General features: G+C 64.7%; 20 protein-coding genes. 10 read left to right on the top strand and 10 right to left on the bottom strand.

Features of this window, described 5'->3' with window-relative positions; genetic code table 11:
* Positions 1 to 220 precede the first annotated feature (220 nt).
* Complete coding sequence (polA, locus tag L6D77_RS15500; RefSeq protein WP_232884383.1) at positions 221 to 2,986, bottom strand: DNA polymerase I; 2,766 nt, start codon at positions 2,984 to 2,986, stop codon at positions 221 to 223.
* A gap of 75 nt (positions 2,987 to 3,061) precedes the next feature.
* Between polA and L6D77_RS15505 the strand changes: the two genes are divergently transcribed.
* Together L6D77_RS15505 and L6D77_RS15510 are read left to right on the top strand one after the other, a co-directional pair.
* Positions 3,062 to 3,349, top strand: coding sequence for a DUF2782 domain-containing protein (locus L6D77_RS15505; protein WP_110995018.1), 288 nt, complete (start codon positions 3,062 to 3,064; stop codon positions 3,347 to 3,349).
* Between the two features lie 72 nt (positions 3,350 to 3,421).
* Positions 3,422 to 4,372 carry a homoserine kinase gene (locus tag L6D77_RS15510; RefSeq protein ID WP_232884382.1) on the top strand — a complete coding sequence of 317 codons (951 nt, stop codon included), beginning with the start codon at positions 3,422 to 3,424 and terminating at the stop codon, positions 4,370 to 4,372.
* A gap of 93 nt (positions 4,373 to 4,465) precedes the next feature.
* Here L6D77_RS15510 and L6D77_RS15515 read toward each other — a convergent pair whose 3' ends face one another.
* A complete protein-coding gene (locus L6D77_RS15515) occupies positions 4,466 to 5,422 on the bottom strand; it encodes a zinc ABC transporter substrate-binding protein (RefSeq protein ID WP_232884381.1) in 957 nt (318 codons plus the stop codon).
* Between the two features lie 18 nt (positions 5,423 to 5,440).
* On the opposite strand from L6D77_RS15515, the gene zur reads away from it, so the two are divergent.
* The 4 genes from zur (at position 5,441) to L6D77_RS15535 (ending at position 8,307) form a co-directional block, all read left to right on the top strand.
* Positions 5,441 to 5,926, top strand: coding sequence for a zinc uptake transcriptional repressor Zur (zur, locus tag L6D77_RS15520; RefSeq protein WP_110995015.1), 486 nt, complete (start codon positions 5,441 to 5,443; stop codon positions 5,924 to 5,926).
* Positions 5,923 to 6,696 carry a zinc ABC transporter ATP-binding protein ZnuC gene (znuC, locus tag L6D77_RS15525; protein WP_232884380.1) on the top strand — a complete coding sequence of 258 codons (774 nt, stop codon included), beginning with the start codon at positions 5,923 to 5,925 and terminating at the stop codon, positions 6,694 to 6,696. The genes zur and znuC overlap by 4 nt, the downstream gene beginning before the upstream one ends.
* On the top strand, positions 6,689 to 7,471 hold the full coding sequence (gene znuB / locus L6D77_RS15530) for a zinc ABC transporter permease subunit ZnuB (protein ID WP_232884379.1): 783 nt from the start codon (positions 6,689 to 6,691) through the stop codon (positions 7,469 to 7,471). The genes znuC and znuB overlap by 8 nt, the downstream gene beginning before the upstream one ends.
* 128 nt (positions 7,472 to 7,599) lie before the next feature.
* On the top strand, positions 7,600 to 8,307 hold the full coding sequence (locus tag L6D77_RS15535) for a PA5502 family lipoprotein (protein WP_232884378.1): 708 nt from the start codon (positions 7,600 to 7,602) through the stop codon (positions 8,305 to 8,307).
* A 194-nt stretch (positions 8,308 to 8,501) separates the two neighbouring features.
* Here L6D77_RS15535 and katE read toward each other — a convergent pair whose 3' ends face one another.
* A complete protein-coding gene (gene katE / locus L6D77_RS15540; protein ID WP_232884377.1) occupies positions 8,502 to 10,646 on the bottom strand; it encodes a catalase HPII in 2,145 nt (714 codons plus the stop codon).
* A 224-nt stretch (positions 10,647 to 10,870) separates the two neighbouring features.
* On the opposite strand from katE, the gene L6D77_RS15545 reads away from it, so the two are divergent.
* The 3 genes from L6D77_RS15545 to L6D77_RS15555 all read left to right on the top strand — a co-directional run bounded on the left by L6D77_RS15545 (position 10,871) and on the right by L6D77_RS15555 (position 13,384).
* Complete coding sequence (locus tag L6D77_RS15545; RefSeq protein ID WP_232884376.1) at positions 10,871 to 11,878, top strand: methionine ABC transporter ATP-binding protein; 1,008 nt, start codon at positions 10,871 to 10,873, stop codon at positions 11,876 to 11,878.
* Positions 11,878 to 12,549, top strand: coding sequence for a methionine ABC transporter permease (locus L6D77_RS15550; RefSeq protein ID WP_232884375.1), 672 nt, complete (start codon positions 11,878 to 11,880; stop codon positions 12,547 to 12,549). The genes L6D77_RS15545 and L6D77_RS15550 overlap by 1 nt, the downstream gene beginning before the upstream one ends.
* Positions 12,550 to 12,613: 64 nt before the next feature.
* Entirely contained in the window at positions 12,614 to 13,384 is a 771-nt protein-coding gene (locus L6D77_RS15555) for a MetQ/NlpA family ABC transporter substrate-binding protein (RefSeq protein ID WP_232884374.1), read from the top strand.
* A 138-nt stretch (positions 13,385 to 13,522) separates the two neighbouring features.
* On the opposite strand, the gene L6D77_RS15560 is transcribed toward L6D77_RS15555, so the two are convergent.
* From L6D77_RS15560 to L6D77_RS15580, 5 genes are read right to left on the bottom strand one after another with little or no spacing between them, the layout of a single operon-like run.
* Positions 13,523 to 14,155: an SCO family protein gene (locus L6D77_RS15560; protein ID WP_232884373.1), complete on the bottom strand. Its 633-nt coding sequence runs from the start codon at positions 14,153 to 14,155 to the stop codon at positions 13,523 to 13,525.
* A complete protein-coding gene (gene cyoE, locus L6D77_RS15565) occupies positions 14,152 to 15,051 on the bottom strand; it encodes a heme o synthase (RefSeq protein WP_232884372.1) in 900 nt (299 codons plus the stop codon). The genes L6D77_RS15560 and cyoE overlap by 4 nt, the downstream gene beginning before the upstream one ends.
* On the bottom strand, positions 15,036 to 16,109 hold the full coding sequence (locus L6D77_RS15570; RefSeq protein ID WP_232884371.1) for a COX15/CtaA family protein: 1,074 nt from the start codon (positions 16,107 to 16,109) through the stop codon (positions 15,036 to 15,038). The genes cyoE and L6D77_RS15570 overlap by 16 nt, the downstream gene beginning before the upstream one ends.
* 9 nt (positions 16,110 to 16,118) lie before the next feature.
* Positions 16,119 to 16,697, bottom strand: coding sequence for a hypothetical protein (locus L6D77_RS15575; RefSeq protein ID WP_232884370.1), 579 nt, complete (start codon positions 16,695 to 16,697; stop codon positions 16,119 to 16,121).
* Positions 16,663 to 17,406, bottom strand: a complete 744-nt coding sequence (locus L6D77_RS15580; RefSeq protein ID WP_232884369.1) for an SURF1 family protein — start codon at positions 17,404 to 17,406, stop codon at positions 16,663 to 16,665. Before L6D77_RS15580 ends, L6D77_RS15575 begins: the two co-directional genes overlap by 35 nt.
* A gap of 63 nt (positions 17,407 to 17,469) precedes the next feature.
* Here L6D77_RS15580 and L6D77_RS15585 point away from each other — a divergent pair, with 63 nt between their 5' ends.
* The gene (locus tag L6D77_RS15585) at positions 17,470 to 17,673 is read left to right on the top strand and encodes a twin transmembrane helix small protein (RefSeq protein WP_232884368.1); all 204 of its coding nucleotides are present in this window, start codon (positions 17,470 to 17,472) and stop codon (positions 17,671 to 17,673) included.
* Between the two features lie 105 nt (positions 17,674 to 17,778).
* On the opposite strand, the gene L6D77_RS15590 is transcribed toward L6D77_RS15585, so the two are convergent.
* Together L6D77_RS15590 and L6D77_RS15595 are read right to left on the bottom strand one after the other, a co-directional pair.
* Positions 17,779 to 18,666 carry a cytochrome c oxidase subunit 3 gene (locus L6D77_RS15590; protein ID WP_232884367.1) on the bottom strand — a complete coding sequence of 296 codons (888 nt, stop codon included), beginning with the start codon at positions 18,664 to 18,666 and terminating at the stop codon, positions 17,779 to 17,781.
* Positions 18,667 to 18,682: 16 nt separating this feature from the next.
* Complete coding sequence (locus L6D77_RS15595; RefSeq protein WP_110995002.1) at positions 18,683 to 19,240, bottom strand: cytochrome c oxidase assembly protein; 558 nt, start codon at positions 19,238 to 19,240, stop codon at positions 18,683 to 18,685.
* Positions 19,241 to 19,242: the final 2 nt, after the last annotated feature.

Consider the following 19,242-nt stretch of genomic DNA (forward strand, 5'->3'; position numbering starts at 1 on the left):
AAGTCCGGACCGCTAGGGCGGGGTCCAGATATCTGCCAACACTTAACACAACATAGGAGCATCGAAAGGCTTCACCAGCCATTCAGTTACTCTGAGTGGCGGTTCACCGGATTAGTTCCGAAGCCCTCAAAACTATTTGAAATAGTTTCATGAACCAACCGATCTAAAGCCGGGACCCGCGACACCACGCCGCAGATCCTACACAGCTTTCACGCCACGTTTAGTGAGCTTCGTCCCAATTCGAGCCGACGCCCACTTCCACCAGCAGCGGCACCTCCAGCTCGGCGGCACCGCTCATGTAGCCGCGAATTTCATCTTTGACCTGCTCCACCAGGTCCTCGCGCACTTCCAGCACCAGTTCATCGTGCACCTGCAGGATCACCCGCGCGTCCAGCCCGCTATCGCTCAGCCAGTTGTCCACTGCCACCATGGCGCGCTTGATGATGTCTGCCGCGGTGCCCTGCATCGGCGCGTTGATCGCAGTGCGTTCGGCGCCTTTACGCAGGGCCGGGTTCTTGGCGTTGATGTCCGGCAGGTACAGGCGGCGGCCAAACAAGGTTTCGACGAAGCCCTGCTCGGCGGCCTGGGCGCGGGTGCGCTCCATGTAGGCCAGCACGCCCGGGTAACGGGCAAAGTAGCGGTCGATGTAATCCTGGGACTGTTTGCGGTCGACGCCGATCTGCTTGGCCAGGCCGAATGCGCTCATGCCGTAGATCAGGCCGAAGTTGATCGCCTTGGCGCTGCGGCGCTGGTCGGTGGTGACCTCTTCCAGTGCCACGCCGAAGACTTCAGCGGCGGTGGCGCGGTGCACATCCAGGTCGTTGCGGAACGCGTGCAGCAAGCCTTCGTCCTTGGCCAGGTGGGCCATGATGCGCAGTTCGATCTGCGAATAGTCCGCCGCCAGCAGCTTGTAGCCGGGGCTTGCGACAAAGGCCTGGCGAATGCGCCGGCCTTCGGCGGTGCGCACCGGGATGTTCTGCAGGTTCGGGTCGCTGGACGACAGGCGCCCGGTAGCCGCGACCGCTTGCTGGTAAGAGGTATGAACACGCCCGGTGCGCGGGTTGATCTGCCCCGGCAGCTTGTCGGTGTAGGTGCTCTTGAGCTTGCTCAGGCTGCGGTACTGCATCAGCACCTTGGGCAGCGGGTAGCCTTGCTCGGCCAGGTCGTCGAGCACCGCTTCGGCAGTGGAGGGCTGGCCCTTGGCGGTCTTGCTCAGTACCGGCATGCCCAGCTTGTCGTAGAGGATCACCCCCAGCTGCTTGGGCGAGCCGAGGTTGAATTCCTCGCCGGCCAGCTCGAACGCCTCGCGCTCCAGCTCGACCATCTTCGTCCCCAGCTCGCCGCTCTGTACCCCCAGCAGCGCGGCATCGACCAACGCCCCCTGGCGTTCGATCTTCGCCAGCACCGGCACCAGCGGCATCTCGATGTCCATCAGCACCGGCAGCACGCTCGGCGTTTCGGCCAGCCGCGCCTGCAGCGCATGGTGCAGGCGCAGGGTAATGTCGGCGTCCTCGGCGGCGTAGGGGCCGGCCTTCTCCAGCGGGATCTGGTTGAAGGTCAGCTGCTTGGCGCCCTTGCCGGCGATATCCTCGAAGCTGATGGTGGTGTGGTCCAGGTACTTCTGCGCCAGGCTATCCATATCGTGACGGCTGGCGGTGGAATTGAGCACGTAGGACTCGAGCATGGTGTCGTAGGCCACGCCGCGCATCTGGATGGCCGGGCTGCCGTTGGCCAGGATGTTGATGTCGTACTTGGCGTTCTGGCCGACCTTGCCTTTGGCCGGGTCCTCCAGCAGCGGCTTGAGCGCCAGCAGCACCGCCTCGCGGTCCAACTGGGCAGGCGCGCCTTCATAGTCGTGGGTCAAGGGCACGTAGGCGGCCACATTGGGCTCGACGGCGAACGACAGGCCAACCAGTTGCGCTTTCTGGGCATCCAGGCCGGTGGTCTCGGTGTCGAAGGCGAACAGTGGGGCCTGGCGCAGCTTCTCCAGCCAGGCGTCGAAACGCGCCTGGTCGAGGATGGTTTCGTACTGCGGCTGGACCTTGACGGCGGGAGCCTCGACAACACTGGCAGTGCCAGTGGCGGCGCCCTTGGGCGCCGCCTGGGCGGCATCACGCTGCACTTCGGCAACCCAGCTCTTGAACTCCATCTCGGTGTACAAGGCCAGCAGCGCTTCGCGGTCCGGCTCGCCGCAGACCAGGGCGTCTACCTCGACATCCAGTTCCACATCGCACTTGATGGTGGCCAGCTCGTAGGAAAGGAAAGCCGCGTCGCGGTGTTCCTCAAGCTTGGCGGCCAGGGTCTTGGCCCCGCGAATGGCCAGGCCCGCGACCTTGTCGAGGTTCTGATACACATCGCTCAGCCCGCCACCGATACCGGTCAGCAGGCCCACGGCGGTCTTTTCGCCAACACCCGGTACGCCGGGGATGTTGTCGACCTTGTCGCCCATCAGGGCGAGGAAGTCGATGATGTGTTCGGGACCGACGCCAAACTTCTCGTGCACGCCAGCTACGTCCAGCACGCTACCGGTCATGGTGTTGACCAGCGTAACGTGGCCGTCCACCAGTTGGGCCATGTCCTTGTCGCCGGTCGAGATGATCACCGGTCGGCCAGCGGCCGCGCTGCTGCGGGCCAGGGTGCCGATCACGTCATCGGCCTCCACCCCCTCGACGCACAGCAGCGGGTAGCCCAGGGCACGCACGCTGGCGTGCAGCGGCTCGACCTGCAACCGCAGGTCGTCGGGCATGCTCGGGCGGTTGGCCTTGTATTCGGCGAACATGGCATCGCGGAAGGTCCCGCCCTTGGCGTCGAACACCACCGCGAACAGGCTGTCCGGGTATTGCTTGCGCAGGCTCTTGAGCATGTTCAGCACGCCCTTGACCGCGCCGGTGGGCAGGCCTTTGGAAGTGGTCAACGGCGGCAGCGCATGGAAGGCACGGTAGAGGTAGGAGGAACCGTCCACCAGGACGAGGGGCGCTTGGCTCATGAGGAGAATCAACCTTTTCGACGGGTCCGGCGCTAGAATAGCCAGAATCATTGACGACAAAGGGACTAGGTTATCATGCGTACATTGAATCGCCTGTTAGTGCTCGGCCTGTTGGCAACCATGCCAGTCGTCACCCTGGCGGCGGACGACGCCCCATCGGCAGATCCCGATGTGACCATTCGCACGGAAGGCGACAAAACCATCCAGGAATACCGGCAAAACGGATTCCTGTATGCGATCAAGATCACGCCGAAAAACGGCAAGCCTTATTTCCTGGTACGCGCGGATGGCACCGATGCCAACTTCATTCGTTCCGACCAGCCGGACATGCTGATCCCGGCGTGGAAGATCTTCGAGTGGTAAGCCAGTAACGCGTATCGTTCTTATCAACCAGGCACTTCCCGGCGGAAGTGCCCGCATGGGCAATTTTTCAACATGTCAGTTTTCACCCCTGTGACCCGGCCTGAGCTGGAAACCTTTCTGGCGCCCTACGAGCTGGGCCGTCTGCTCGACTTCCAGGGCATTGCCGCCGGCACCGAGAACAGCAATTTCTTCGTCAGCCTGGAACAAGGGGAATACGTGCTGACACTGGTCGAGCGTGGGCCGGTGGAAGACATGCCGTTCTTCATCGAACTGCTCGATGTGCTGCACGATGCCGACATGCCCGTGCCCTACGCCGTGCGCGATCGCGACGGCAATGGCCTGCGCGAACTGTGCGGCAAACCGGCACTGCTGCAGCCGCGGCTGTCGGGCAAGCACGTGAAAGCGCCGAACAACCAGCACTGCGCCCAGGTGGGCGAATTGCTCGCGCATATCCACCTGGCGACCCGCGAGCACATCATCGAGCGCCGCACCGACCGTGGCCTGGACTGGATGCTGGCGTCCGGCGCCGAGCTGCTGCCGGGCTTGAGCCCCGAGCAAGCCCAGCTGCTGCAACCGGCACTGGACGAGATCACCGCGCACAAGGCGCAGATCCTCGCCTTGCCCAAGGCCAACCTGCACGCCGACCTGTTCCGCGACAACGTGATGTTCGAAGGCACCCACCTGACCGGGGTGATCGACTTCTACAACGCCTGCTCCGGGCCGATGCTGTATGACATCGCCATCACCGTGAACGACTGGTGCCTGGACGAACACAGCGGCCTCGACCTGCCACGCGCCCAGGCGCTGCTGGGCGCCTATGCGGCGCTGCGGCCGTTCACCGCAGCCGAAGCCGAACTGTGGCCGCAGATGCTGCGCCTGGCGTGCGTGCGCTTCTGGCTATCGCGGCTGATTGCCGCGCAGGCGTTTGCCGGGATGGACGTGATGATCCATGACCCACGCGAGTTCGAGGTGAGGTTGGCGCAGCGTCAGCAGGTGGCGTTGAAGCTCCCGTTCGCCTTGTAAATCGCGTCTGCTTCTTCGCGGGTAAACCCGCTCCCACAGGGAAATAGATATCTTGTGGGAGCGGGTTCACCCGCGAAGAGGCCGGTCCAGTCGTTAGAGCTGCTCCAGACAGCCCGCCAGATCACCACCCAGCTTCTCCAGCAAGCGCTCATACCCCTTGGCATCCACTGGATCAAAGCCGCCCAAGGCATCCAGCTCCGCCAGCCGCACCGGCAACCCCGCCGTCAACGTCTCGGCCAGGCGCGGGCGCAGCGGCGGCTCGCTGAACACACAAGTCTTGCCCACTTCCTGCAGGCGCTTGCGCATCGCGGCGACATGCTGCGCGCCCGGCTGCACTTCGGCCGCCACGCTGAACACCCCGGTGTGCTTGAGGCCATAGTTGGCCTCGAAGTAGTCGAACGCTTCATGGAACACGAAATACGGCTTGCCGGCGATCCCGGCCACGCGCTGCTTGATGCGCAGGTCCAGGGCATCCAGGCGTTCGACGAACGCGTTCAGGTTGCTCTGGTAACGGGCCGCATTGGCCGGGTCTGCCGCCGCCAGGTCGCCGGCCATCTTCGTCGCGATCACCCGTGCGTTGACCGACGACAGCCACAGGTGCGCGTCGAGGCTGCCCGGGCGGTGGTCATGGTCGTGATCGTCGTGGTCGTCTTCATCGTGGGAGTGGCTGTCCTCGCCGAAATGGCGCAGCTGCATGCCAGCCAGCGACTGCACGGCCACGGTCGGTTTGCCACGGCTGCCCAGCACGCGGGGCAGGAAGTTCTCCATGTCCGGGCCGATCCAGTACAAAAGGTCGGCATCGCCCACCTTGCGCACATCGGAAGGGCGCAGCGCGTAGTGGTGCGGGGAGGCTCCCGGCGGCAGCAACACATCCGGGCTGCCAACACCGTCCTGCACCGCAGCGGCAATCTGTTGCAGGGGCTTGATGCTGGTCAGCACGCGCACGTCGGCCTGGGCCGAACAGGCGATGAAAGCGACAAACAGGGCAAGGAATCGGGACACGGTGGCTACTCGGCTCGTCAGAAACAGGTAACATAATAACGTCTCCATCCTGAACCGTCGCTGCCCATGTCCATCACGCCGCTGGCCCACCGCCCCCACGATCACTCCCACTGCGTGCACAGCGCACTGGCCGAGGCCGACACGTTGTGCACCCGTCAGGGCCTGCGCCTGACCGCCTTGCGCCGCCGCGTGCTGGAGCTGGTGTGGCAGAGCCACAAGCCACTGGGTGCCTACGACATCCTCGCCGTGCTCAGCGAGCAGGATGGCCGCCGTGCGGCGCCGCCAACCGTGTACCGCGCCCTCGACTTCCTGCTCGACAACGGCCTGGTGCACCGCATCGCCTCGCTCAACGCCTTCATCGGCTGCAGCCACCCCGAGCATGCGCACCAGGGCCAGTTCCTGATCTGCCGCGAGTGCCACGTGGCCATTGAGCTTGAGCAGGACAGCATCAGCGACGCGATCATCGCCAGCGCCAAGGGCGTGGGCTTCAGTGTCGAAACCCAGACCGTGGAAATCGTCGGCCTGTGCGCCAACTGCCGGGGCGCGGCATGAGCGACGCCCTGATCCGCCTCGAGCAGGTCGGCGTCAGCTTCGGTGGCGAAGCGGTGCTCGACAGCATCGACCTGGCGGTGGCACCCAAGCAGATCGTCACCCTGATCGGCCCCAACGGTGCCGGCAAGACCACCCTGGTGCGCGCCGTGCTGGGGCTGCTCAAGCCGCACCGCGGCACCGTGTGGCGCAAGCCCAAGCTGCGCATCGGCTACATGCCGCAGAAAATCCAGGTAGACCCGACACTGCCCCTGTCGGTACTGCGTTTCCTGCGCCTGGTGCCCGGGGTAGACCGCGCGGCAGCCTTGTCGGCGTTGCAGGAAGTCGGCGCCGAACAGGTGATCGACAACCCGATCCAGACCATCTCCGGCGGCGAGATGCAGCGCGTGCTGCTGGCCCGCGCCCTGCTGCGCGAGCCCGAGCTGCTGGTGCTGGACGAGCCGGTGCAGGGTGTCGACGTGGTCGGCCAGACCGAGCTGTACAACCTCATCACCCGCCTGCGCGATCGCCATGGCTGCGGCGTGCTGATGGTCAGCCACGACCTGCACCTGGTGATGAGCACCACCGACCAGGTGGTTTGCCTCAACCGCCACGTCTGCTGCTCGGGCCACCCGGAGCAGGTCAGCGGCGACCCGGCCTTCGTCGAGCTGTTCGGCCAGAACGCCAAGAGCCTGGCCGTCTACCACCACCATCACGATCACAGCCACGACCTGCATGGCGCAGTGATCGCCCCTGGCGCCCATGTTCACGGAGAGCACTGCAAGCATGGCTGATTTTCTTCTGTATGCCTTGCTTGCCGGCCTGTCGCTGGCGCTGGTGGCTGGCCCGCTCGGCTCGTTCGTGGTGTGGCGGCGCATGGCCTATTTCGGCGACACCCTGTCCCATGCCGCGCTGCTTGGCGTGGCGCTGGGCCTGGCCCTGGATGTCAGCCCGGCGCTGGCAGTGACGGTCGGCTGCCTGCTGCTGGCGATCCTGCTGGTGACCCTGCAACAGCGCCAGCCGCTGGCGTCCGACACCCTGCTCGGCATCCTCGCCCCCAGCACCCTGTCGCTGGGCCTGGTGGCCCTGAGCTTCATGCACGACGTGCGGATCGACCTGATGGCCTACCTGTTCGGTGACCTGCTGGCGATCAGCACCACCGACCTGGCCTGGATCCTCGGCGGCAGTGCGTTGGTGCTGGTGCTGCTGGCGATGTTCTGGCGCCCCTTGCTGGCCGTCACCGTGCACGAGGAGCTGGCGATGGTCGAGGGGCTGCCCGTGGCGGGCCTGCGCCTGGCGTTGATGCTGCTGATCGCCGTGGTGATCGCGGTAGCGATGAAGATCGTCGGCGTGCTGTTGATCACCTCGTTGCTGATCATCCCCGCAGCTGCGGCGCAGCGTCACGCCCGCTCGCCGGAGCAGATGGCCCTGGGCGCCAGCCTGCTGGGGGTCACGGCGGTATGCGGGGGGCTGGCCATGTCCTGGTTCAAGGACACCCCCGCCGGGCCATCGATCGTGGTCTGCGCGGCGGTGCTATTCTTGCTGAGCCTGGCGTTGCCAAAGCGCTGAAAAATCAGGCTGTGAACCAACGCAGCCTGCAACCTTTTCGCAGGTTCAAGGTCAATTAGACCTATTTTCGAGCGTGCGCACCTGGGTGTAGACTTGCTCGTTTTTTGCGCAAATAGAGAGTCGCAGGAATGAAGCCGTTCGCCTCACGTTATCTGCTTGTTGCCGCGTTTTCCCTGTTCCTGACGGCCTGCGCCAGCACGCCCGCCGAGCAGCCGGCCGCGCCTGCCCAACCGGATGCCTGGCAGCAGCTGGAGCAGAACATTGCCAGCAATGAGCTGGCCACCGCCGAAGATCAACTGGCCGCCCTGCAGGCCCAGGCACCCGACGATGCGCGCCTGGAGCCCCACCAGCGTCAGCTGGCCGAAGCCTATCTGCGCCGCAGCCAGATCGTCCTGCAGAAGGGCGATGTGAATGCCGCCGCCACCGCCCTGGCCCGCGCCCGTGCTCTCATGCCGCAAGCGCCGGCCGTGACCGGTGGCGACACCATGGCCCAGGCCCGCAAGGCCGAGCTGGAAAAAGCCGAGGCCGCACTCAAGGCTGCCGCGTCACAACCCAAGGCCCGGGTGATCGACCCGACCGCCCCGAGCACCGTCGTCGCCCTGAAAACCACCGACAGCCGCGCCCTGCGCCGCCAGCTCGATGACATCGCCGCCGACGTGGTGAACTTCCACTGCGACGTGGTGTTTCAGGTGCCGCGCACTCAGGATGCGCCGTGGCTCAAGACCTTGCTGCACAAACGCGTGCACAAGCTCGACAGTGACTTCGTGCTGAACCAGAAGCATGAGATCCAGCGTACGCTGCCGGCGCAGGTGGTTTTGGTCCCGCATCAGCAGTAAGCCTGAAGGGCTTGCACGACCACTGTAGGAGCGGCCTTGTGCCGCGAAAGGGCCGCAGCGCGGCCCCAGCCATCTGTGCAGCAGCAAAGGTCCATGGGGCCGCTTCGCGGCCCTTTCGCGGCACAAGGCCGCTCCTACAGGGTTCGTGCGAACCGTGTGGGTTTACCGGCGATGGGCTGCAAAGCAGCCCCATCCTAGGCCGGTACTGACTCGGCAGCCGTCTCCCGCCCCCACACCCTGTGCCCTTCAACAGCCTTGAAGAACTTCTCGAACACCTTCTGCTGATCCCCCAGCAACAACCCCGCATCCTCCTTCAGCCCCAATGTGTTCAACAGCGCCTTGCCGTCCATGGCCAACCCCATGGGCTTGAGGTGCTTGTAGGCTTCCAGCAGAAAATGCCTGGCCACGCCGCTGCCCTGCAGCGTCTCGAGCGACGCCTTGCCCGCCGGCACCCACACCCCGTCGAACATCACCGACGGCATGCCCTCCATGGCAGCATCCACCGGCAACAGCTGGCCTTCAGCGGTCTTCACCGGCGCCGAAGTCGGCCCCAGCAACAGAGACCGGGCACTCTGCGCCTCCAGCGCCTTGACCACCTTGTCGACGCTCGCACCGTCCACGCCATTGGCCACCAGCACGGCGACCTTGCGCCCCTTGATACCGATGCTCCCCAGGTGATTCATCTGGCTCAAAGCCTTTGACTGCGCGGGCTTGCTGCCTTTTACCTTGACCGTCCCCGCCTTGGGCGCTGGCAGCCCGAGGTTGCCAGCCACCGCCGCCGCCAGTTTCAGGTCAATGTTGGCGAGTATGTCGTTCACCTCGCGCACCCGGATCGCTTCACGCTCAACCTTGCCCAGCTCGAAGCTGTAGGCCTTGACGATGTGTTGCTGCTCACTCGGGCTCATGCTCTGGAAGAACAGCCGCGCCTGGGAGAAGTGGTCAGCGAACGACGCGCTGCGCTGGCGGATCTTGTTCGCGTCGATACGCTCCTGATAACTCTCGAAGCCACCGTCCTGTGCAGCGGGCGGGGTCTCCTTCGGCCAGCCACCATCGACGCTGTTCGGCTCGTAGGCGGCGCGGCCCTTGTCGAGGGTCATGCGGTGCATGGCATCGCGCTGGCTGCTGTGGTTGGGCGCAACTGGCCGGTTGATCGGGATTTCGTGGAAGTTCGGCCCACCGAGGCGGCTGATCTGTGTGTCGGTGTAGGAAAACAGCCGGCCCTGCAGCAACGGGTCGTTGCTGAAATCGATGCCCGGCACGATATGCCCGGGGCAAAAGGCTGCCTGCTCCACTTCGGCAAAGAAGTTGTCCGGGTTGCGGTCGAGCACCATCTTGCCCAGCGGGGTCACCGGCACCAGCTCCTCGGGGATCAACTTGGTCGGGTCGAGCAGGTCGAAATCGAACTTGTGCTCATCGGCCTCAGGGATGACCTGCACGCCCAACTCCCATTCCGGGTAGTGCCCGGTCTCGATGGCGTCCCACAGGTCACGCCGATGGTAATCGGCGTCCTTGCCGGCCAGCTTCTGCGCCTCGTCCCACAGCAACGAATGCACGCCCTGGCGCGGCTTCCAGTGAAACTTGACGAAGCTGGCCACGCCTTCGGCATTGACCAGGCGGAAGGTGTGCACGCCAAAGCCCTCCATCATCCGCAGGCTGCGCGGGATGGCGCGGTCGGACATGGCCCAGATGACCATGTGCGCCGACTCCGGCACCAGCGAGACGAAGTCCCAGAACGTGTCATGGGCCGAGCCGCCGGTGGGCATTTCGTTGTGCGGCTCGGGCTTCACCGCATGCACGAAATCGGGGAACTTGATCGCGTCCTGGATAAAGAACACCGGCATGTTGTTGCCGACCAGGTCGAAATTGCCTTCGTCGGTGTAGAACTTCACCGCAAAGCCGCGCACATCGCGCACGGTATCGCCCGAACCGCGCGGCCCCTGCACAGTGGAAAAGCGCACGAACACCGGGGTGATCTTCTCGGGGTCCTGCAGAAAGCCGGCCTTGGTCAGCTCGGCATGGCAGCCATAGCTTTGGAAGTAACCATGGGCGCCAGCGCCGCGAGCGTGGACGATGCGTTCGGGGATGCGCTCATGGTCGAAGTGGGTGATCTTCTCGCGCATGATGAAGTCTTCGAGCAGCGACGGCCCACGCGCGCCAGCCTTGAGGCTGTTCTGGTTGTCGGCGACCTTGACGCCCTGGTTGGTGCGCAACGCCTGCCCCGTGGCATCGCTGCGGAACGCCTCAAGGCTCTGCAGCTTGGCATTGGTATTGGCCCGATCGGGGGTATCGGTGCCCGCCACCTGGCTTTGCCGTGGCTCCGGTGCTTTCTTGCTGGCCATGTTCGGCTCTCCTCATCAGTCATCAGGCTGCCCGTACGGGCTTGTTCAAGTAGTGACTGGGAGGCCTTGGCGAGCGTTCAATCAGGATTACCGGTTGTCGCGTTATGCCCAACGGATTGGACAGATCACAAATAAATGCTAAGAACGCCTATGGGAAAAGGCTAAAATGCGCGACCCCAGCTAACCGCTGACTCAAATTTCATGCGCCCCACAAGGTTCGCTCAGTGATCGAGTTTCAAAACGTCCACAAGACCTACCGCGTTGCCGGTAGGGATATCCCGGCCCTGAACCCGACCAGCCTGACCATCGAAGATGGCCAGGTGTTCGGCCTGATCGGCCATTCCGGCGCAGGCAAAAGCACCATGCTGCGCCTGATCAACCGCCTCGAAGCGCCCAGCGGCGGCAAGATCATCGTCGACGGTGAAGACGTCACCGCCTTCGACGCCAACCAGCTGCGCCGCTTCCGCCAGCAGGTCGGGATGATCTTCCAGCACTTCAATTTGCTGGCTTCCAAGACCGTCGCCGACAACGTCGCACTGCCGCTGGTGCTGGCGGGCGAGCTGCCCCGCGCCGCGATCGACAAGCGCGTGAGCGAACTGCTGGCCCGTGTCGGTCTGTCGGACCACGCCAAGAAGTACCCGGCACAGTTGTCGGGCGGGCAAAAGCAGCGCGTCGGCATTGCCCGTGCGCTGTCCACCAACCCCAAGATCCTGCTGTGCGACGAGGCCACCAGCGCCCTCGACCCACAAACCACTGCCTCGGTGCTGCAGCTGCTGGCCGAGATCAACCGCGAACTCAAGCTGACCATTGTGCTGATCACCCACGAGATGGACGTGATCCGCCGGGTCTGCGACCGCGTGGCGGTGATGGACGCCGGGCAGATCGTCGAGCACGGCCCGGTGGCCGAGGTGTTCCTGCACCCGCAACATGCCACCACCAAGCGTTTTGTCCAGGAAGACGAGCAGATCGACGAGAACGACCAGCGCGACGATTTCGCCCATGTGCCAGGGCGCATCGTGCGCCTGACCTTCCAGGGCGACGCCACCTATGCGCCGCTGCTGGGCACCGTGGCCCGCGAAACCGGGGTCGACTACAGCATCCTTGCCGGGCGCATCGACCGCATCAAGGACATCCCCTATGGCCAGCTGACCCTCGCCCTGATCGGCGGGGACATGGACGCGGCATTCGCCCGCTTCACTGCAGCTGACGTACATATGGAGGTACTGCGTTGATGGACGCCCTGAATTTCTTTGCCAACGTCGACTGGGCCGAAATCTGGCTGGCCACCGGCGACACCCTGATCATGCTGTTCACCTCGCTGGTGTTCACCGTGCTGCTGGGCCTGCCCCTGGGCGTGCTGCTGTTCCTGTTCGGACCGCGGCAGATGTTCGAGCACAAACAGGTCTATGCGGTGATGGCGACCATCGTCAACATCGTGCGCTCGCTGCCGTTCATCATCCTGCTGATCGTGATGATCCCCGCCACGGTGCTGATCACCGGCACCTCGCTGGGCGTTGCCGGGGCCATCCCGCCGCTGGTGGTGGGGACCACGCCATTCTTCGCCCGCCTGGTGGAAACCGCGCTGCGCGAAGTGGACCGCGGCATCATCGAAGCGACCCAGTCGATGGGCGCCACCACCCGCCAGATCATCTTCAAGGCGGTGCTGCCCGAGGCCATGCCAGGCATCATCGCCGCCACCACCGTCACTGCCATCACCCTGGTGTCCTACACCGCCATGGCCGGTGTGGTGGGCGCAGGCGGCCTGGGTGACCTGTCGATCCGCTTCGGCTACCAGCGTTTCCAGACCGACGTGATGATCGTCACCGTGGTGCTGCTGGTCATCCTGGTTCAAGTCCTGCAGATGATCGGCGACAAACTGGTCGTGCATTTTTCCCGTAAGTAACCCCAATGGGGTCGGCCCGGCCGACCCGTTCGGGGGCCGTCGCGGCCCTCACAAGGAGTGATCAATGAAGAAGCTGCTTGCTGTTGTCGCCGCCGTCGCGGCCTTTTCGGCCCAGGCCGAAACCCTGACCGTCGCCGCCACCCCGGTGCCCCACGCCGAGATCCTCAACTTCGTCAAACCGCAACTGGCGAAAGAGGGCGTGGAACTGAAGGTCAAGGAATTCACCGACTACATCCAGCCGAACGTGCAGGTGGCCGAAAAGCGCCTGGACGCCAACTTCTTCCAGCACCAGCCGTACCTGGATGAGTTCAACAAGGCCAAGAAGACCAACCTGGTCAGCGTCACCGGTGTGCACATCGAGCCGCTGGGCGTGTACTCGGCCAAGGTCAAGAAGCTCGACGAGCTGGCCTCCGGCGCCACCGTGGTCATCCCCAACGACGCCACCAACGGCGGCCGCGCCCTGCTGCTGCTGGACAAGGCTGGCGTGATCAAGCTCAAGGACAACAAGAACATCCTGTCGACCGTGAAAGACATCACCGGCAACGACAAGGGCCTGAAATTCCGTGAGCTGGAAGCGGCCACCATCCCGCGCGTGCTGACCCAGGTCGATGCTGCCCTGATCAACACCAACTACGCGCTGGAAGCCAAGCTGAACCCTGAGAAGGACGCGCTGGCCATCGAAGGCAGCGACTCGCCCTACGTGAACATCCTGGTTGCCCGCCCGGACAACAAGGACTCCGACGCCATGAAGAAACTGGCCGCGGCCCTGCATTCGCCTGAGGTGAAGCAGTTCATTACCGAGAAGTACAAAGGCGCTGTGGTGCCGGCGTTCTAAGCCAGCATCTTGGGGCCGCTTTGCGGCCCTTTCGCGGCACAAGGCCGCTCCTACAGGGGGAATACACATCCTTTGTAGGAGCGGCCTTGCCGGGGCGCCGGACCGGCCGGAAAGGCCTGCGCAGCAGGCCCAACGATTTCAATCGCGTTTCACAAGCCCCGGCAACTGCGCCACCAGCTTCTGGTTGTTGAACGGCGCACGAATGAACCCGCGCTGACGCCCATCCGGCCCCACGACCGCCAGGTTGCCGCTGTGATCCACGGTGTACCCCGGCTTGCTGGTATCGGCCGGAATGAACGGAATGCTCAGGCCATTGGCCAACTTCTGGGTACCCTCGATAGTCCCCACCACCCCGACGAAATCCTTGTCGAAATAGCCCAGGTACTGCTTGAGCTGGTTCGGCGTGTCGCGGTTCGGGTCGACGCTCACCAGCAACACCTGCAAACGGTCCAGCGCCTCTTTCGGCAGTTCGCTCTTCACCTGGCGCAACTGGGCGAGGGTGGTCGGGCAGATGTCCGGGCAGTAGGTGTAGCCGAAGAACAGCAGCGACCACTTGCCCTTGAGCTGGTCCAGCGCAACGGGCTGGCCATTCTGGTCGGTCATCGTCACGTCCGGCACGGTGCGGCTTTGCGGCAGCAGGATGATGCCGGCGTCGATCAGTTCGGCGGGGTTCAACTGCCCCCGGTCACTGAGCACCTTGTTGACGGTCAGGCCCATGATCAGCGCGACCAGGGCAACGAGGATGAATACGGTTTTCTGGGTTCGGGTCATAGGTTCAGCAACAAGTAGTGATCAACGAGCAGGGCGATGAACAGGGCGAACAGGTAGCCGATAGAGTACTTGAACGTATTGATCGCCGCGTGCGGCCGGCTGCCACGGTACAACACCCAGGCCCAGTGCAGGAAGCGCAGGCCCAGCCCCAGGGCACAGGCCAGGTACAGCGGCCCGCTCATGTGGATGGCGTAGGGCAGCAGGCTCACCGCCAGTAAAATCAAGGTGTACAGCAGGATATGCAGGGCCGTGTAACGCTCGCCATGGGTCACCGGCAGCATCGGAATATCCGCTTTTTCGTACTCGGCCCTGCGGTGAATGGCCAAGGCCCAGAAGTGCGGTGGGGTCCAGGCGAAGATGATCAGCACCAGCAGCAAAGGCTCGGCACTCACATGCCCGCTGACCGCCACCCAGCCCAACAGCGGCGGGGCTGCGCCGGCCAGGCCGCCGATCACGATGTTCTGCGGCGTGGCACGCTTGAGAAAGCCGGTGTAGAGCACCGCATAGCCCAACAGTGAGGCCAGGGTCAGCCAGGCGGTCAGCGCATTGGTGAAGGCCAGCAACAAGCCCATCCCCGACATCGCCAGCAGCGCGGCGAAGCACAGCGCCGGCAGCGGCGCCACCCGGCCCTGGGCCAGCGGGCGCTTGTGGGTGCGGGCCATCAGCGCATCGATGCGCCGGTCCACCACATGGTTGACCACCGCCGCGCCGCCCGCGCACAAGGCGATGCCCAGGTTGCCGAACAGCAGCACGGGCAAAGGCACCCCGGCACGGGTGGCGAGGAACATGCCCACCAGCGAGGTGATCAGCATCAGCACCACCACCTTGGGCTTGGTCAGCTCGAAGTAATCGCGCCAGCCAGCGCGCTGTCGCTCAGCGCTCAGAAGCGTCGCCACGAATCGTTCCTCATGTGATGGGTGAGGCCCACGCCGGTGACCGGGGTCAGGCGCCAACCTTGGCCGACGCGCACCTTGTCGGCCACGCGGATGCGGTAGTTCACCAGCACCATGCAGAGCAGCAGCAGGGCACCGCCGGCGTTATGCGCCACCGCCACACCCAGTGGCAGGTGCAGCAGCACGTTGCTGATGCCCAGGCTCAATTGCAGCCCCAAGGCCAGCAGCACCAGGCGCGCCAAACCCGTGAGGCCATGGCGATGGAGCTTCCAGCTGAGTAACAGCAGCACCGCCGTCACCAGCAACGCGCCCAGGCGATGGCTGATATGGATCGCCGTGCGCGCATCGCTGTCCAGCTGCCCGCCCAGGTAGTTGGGGCCGACATGCTGGGTAAGGTGGAAGCCGTTGCTGAAGTCCGCCGCCGGCCACCACTGGCCGTGGCAGGTGGGCAAGTCGATACAGGCCACCGCCGCATAGTTGGCACTCACCCAGCCCCCCAGGGCGATCTGGCCAATCACCACCAGCAAGGCCAGGGCGGCTATCCGGCGCAGGCTCAAAGGCAATTTAGGGAGTGGCGCAAAGGCCCGGGATAGACGCAGGGATAACAGGAAAAGCAGGCTCAGGGTGGTGAACCCGCCGAGCAGGTGCGCGGTGACCACCTGCGGCCACAGCTTGAGCGTCACCGTCCACATGCCGAAGGCCGCCTGAGCCAGTACGACGCCCAGCAGCAAGACCGGCAAGCGATAGGGCTGGCCATCCCGGGCATGCCGGCGCACGGCCTGGAAGGCGAGCAGGGCGATCACCAGCGCCAGGCTGCCGGCGAAGTAACGGTGGGTCATTTCAGCCCAGCCCTTGGCCTCTTCCACCGGATGTTCGGGGAAATGCAGCTCGGCATGGGCCAGCTGTGCCTCGCTCTTGGGCACGCCGATAAAGCCGTAGCAACCCGGCCAATCGGGGCAACCAAGGCCGGCGTGGGTCAGGCGGGTATAGGCGCCGAGCAGCACCACCAGCAACGCCAGCAGGGTGGCGAACACGGCAAGGCGAAATCCTGGTCTGGCCATGGCAGGCTCCTAGCCAATATTGGACAGCTTGAGCAGGTGGCGCAGGTCGTCCAGCACATGCTTGCCGTTGACCTTGGCGTCGTAGCGCAACACCAGGTTGCCGTGGGGGTCGACGATCCACAGCTGCGGGCCGGGTTCGCCGACCTGCTGCTGGTAGCGCTGGGCATCCAGCGGGTAGCGTTGCAGCTGTGGATATTCGCGACCGAGCACGGCCTGGTAGTCCGCATCAAGCGGCTGCGCGGCAGCCAGGGCATGGCTGGCGCGGCTGGCATCGCGGCCCAGGCCCACCTGGATCTGCCGGGCCAGGTACACCAACTGCCGGCAGTCCTCGGCGCAGGCTTGCGGGGCGCTGACCAGCAGCTGCCAGCGCTTGTCCTGGGCATCGATCCCAATGTCGGCGCGGCTCTGGCCATTGCCGATCATCACCCCATGAAAGCTGCGCCCCTCCGGCACCCAGAACTGCAGCTTGTACATGCTGGTGGCAAGGATGATCGGCCCCAGTACGACGAGCAGGATCAGCAACAGTTGCAAGCGCCCGCGGGCCTTGCGGCCTTCAGGCACGTTCAGTGGACTCGTGGTGGCGGCCATGGCGGTTCTCCTTGTTGTGGTTGTGCCAGCCGAAATACAGGTAGAGCAGCACCAGCGTGGTGGCCAGGGCAAACCACTGCACGGCATAGCCCAGGTGCTTTTCCGGGCCCATGGCGACCACCGGCCAGCCCAGTCGGTAACTGGCCGGACCAGGCGCCAGGCGCAGCTCGTGGGCGAAACCTTCACGCCCCAGCAGCTGCCAGAGCCCGGCCGGGTCGACGGCGGTCAGCAGATGCGGCCACTGGCCGCCGGCGGGGTCGGGGTGCAGCTGGAAGGTCTTGCCGGGCGCCACGTAGACCGAGGCATCCAGCGCCAGGGGCTGGTCGGGCGTATCGAAGCGAACCGGCACCCGGCGATCGGGCCAGGGCAACCAGCCGCGATTGACCAGCAGCCACTGGCCGCTGGCCTGGTCGTGGAAGGGTTGCAGCAGTTCGACGCCGGCCTGGCCATCGCGCATCTGGTTGTCCAGCAGCAGGCTGTGCCGGGCGTCGAAACGGCCATAAAGGTGCACGCGATAGAAGGCAGGGTCCGGCAACTGGGCCAGCTGGGCGGCGGCCAGCGGTGCCTCCACCTGGCGTTCGGCGTAGCTGTCCATCAGGGCACGTTTGTCGTCGGCCCGGCCCAGCTGCCAGAACCCAAGCGCGATCAGCCCCGGCAGCAGCGCAAGCACCACCAGGGTCGGGATCCAGCCGGGGCGAAACGGCTTCACCGTGGCCCCGCAAGGTCGAACGCTATACTTGCACTCATCACTGCATCCCCCCGGAGTTTCGCCATGCTCAAGGCCGCGATTGTCCTGATGCTGCTGGCCACCGTCGCCAGCCTGTTCAGTGGCCTGTTCTTTCTGGTCAAGGACGACGACCAGTCGACCCGGCTGCTAAAAGCCCTCACCGTGCGTGTCACCCTGGCGGCCCTGACTGTCGGGCTGGTGGCCTGGGGTTTTATCAGTGGGCAGTTGGTTTCCCACGCGCCGTTCTGAAGTGCTCATCCACCCCTGTGGGAGCGGGCTCGCCCGCGAATGCGTAGGCACATCCAACATCGCATTCGCGGGCAAGCCCGCTCCCACAGGGTGCTTTACCAGGCTTCAGAGCACATACACAAAGATGAACAACCCCACCCAGACCACATCGACGAAGTGCCAGTACCAGCTGGCCGCCTCGAAGCCGAAGTGCTTGTCCGGGTCGAAATGCCCGCGCAGCACCCGGCAGAACATCACAATCAGAATCAGCGTCCCCAAGGTCACGTGCGCGCCATGGAACCCGGTGAGCATGAAGAAGGTCGCGCCATAGATGCCCGAGCCCAGTGTCAGCCCCAGCTTGTTATAAGCCTCGTGGTACTCGTAGGCCTGCAACGCCAGGAACGACAGCCCCAGCAAAATGGTCAGCCCCAGCCACAGCTTGAGCGTGCCGCGATGCCCCTTGCGCAGGGCGTGGTGGGCAATGGTCACGGTCACGCTGGAGCTCACCAGCAAAATGGTGTTGATCAGCGGCAGGTGCCACGGGTCGATGACCTCTTTAGGCGGCGGGAACAGCTTCGGGTCTGGCGTGTGCAGCAGCGGCCAGGCGAACTCGAAACTGGGCCAGAGCATGTGCGCCACGCCCTTGGCCCCTTCGCCGCCCAGCCACGGCCCGGCCAGCACGCGCACGTAGAACAGCGCGCCGAAGAAGGCCATGAAGAACATCACCTCGGAAAAGATGAACCAGCTCATGCCCCAGCGGAACGAGCGGTCCATCTGCGCACTGTACAACCCGGCATGGCTCTCCTTGACCACCGCGCCGAACCAGCCGAACAGCATGTACGCCAGGAACAACGCGCCGACGAAGAAGATCAGCGGCCCGTGGGATTCCGGGTGGCCGGCCTTCAGGTCGTTGAACCAGGTGCCCAGGCCGAACACCGTGATGAACATGCCGATCGTTGCGATGATCGGCCACTTGCTCTGCGCCGGTACGTAGTAGTGCTCGTGGCTTGCCATGACGTATCTCCTTCCCTCAACGGGCGCCCTCGGTCGCGGCTTGGGCGACCGGGGGGTGGCGAGCGGTGATGTCGAACAGTGTGTAGGCCAGGGTCAGGTGTTTCACCGAGTCCGGCAGGTCGCGGTCGACGATGAAGCGCACCGGCATCTCGATGCGCTCGCCGGGCTGCAGCACCTGCTGGGTAAAGCAGAAGCACTCGGTCTTGTGGAAGTACGCCGCCGCCTCGGCCGGGGTGATGCTGGGGATGGCCTGGGCGCTCATGGGGTGCTTGGTCGGGTTGCGGGCGATGAAGATCATCTGGTTCACCGCCCCGGGGTTGACCTCGATCTGGTCGGCGCTGGAGTGGAACTCCCAGCTCATGTCGCCGGCATTGGTCGACATGAACTGCACCCGCACCGAGCGGGTCGGGTCGCTGACCTGGCTACCTTCGTACTGCCCGCCGGTCTTGCCGTTGATGCCGAAGGCCTTGCACATCACGTCGTAGATCGGCACCAGGGCAAAGCCAAAGGCGAACATCACCACGGTCAGCATGACCAGGCGGGTGACCAGGCGGCGCAGCGACAGGCCGTCCATGG

The sequence above is a fragment of the Pseudomonas parasichuanensis genome, assembly GCF_021601385.1.
In the GTDB taxonomy this organism is placed as follows: Bacteria; Pseudomonadota; Gammaproteobacteria; order Pseudomonadales; family Pseudomonadaceae; genus Aquipseudomonas; species Aquipseudomonas parasichuanensis.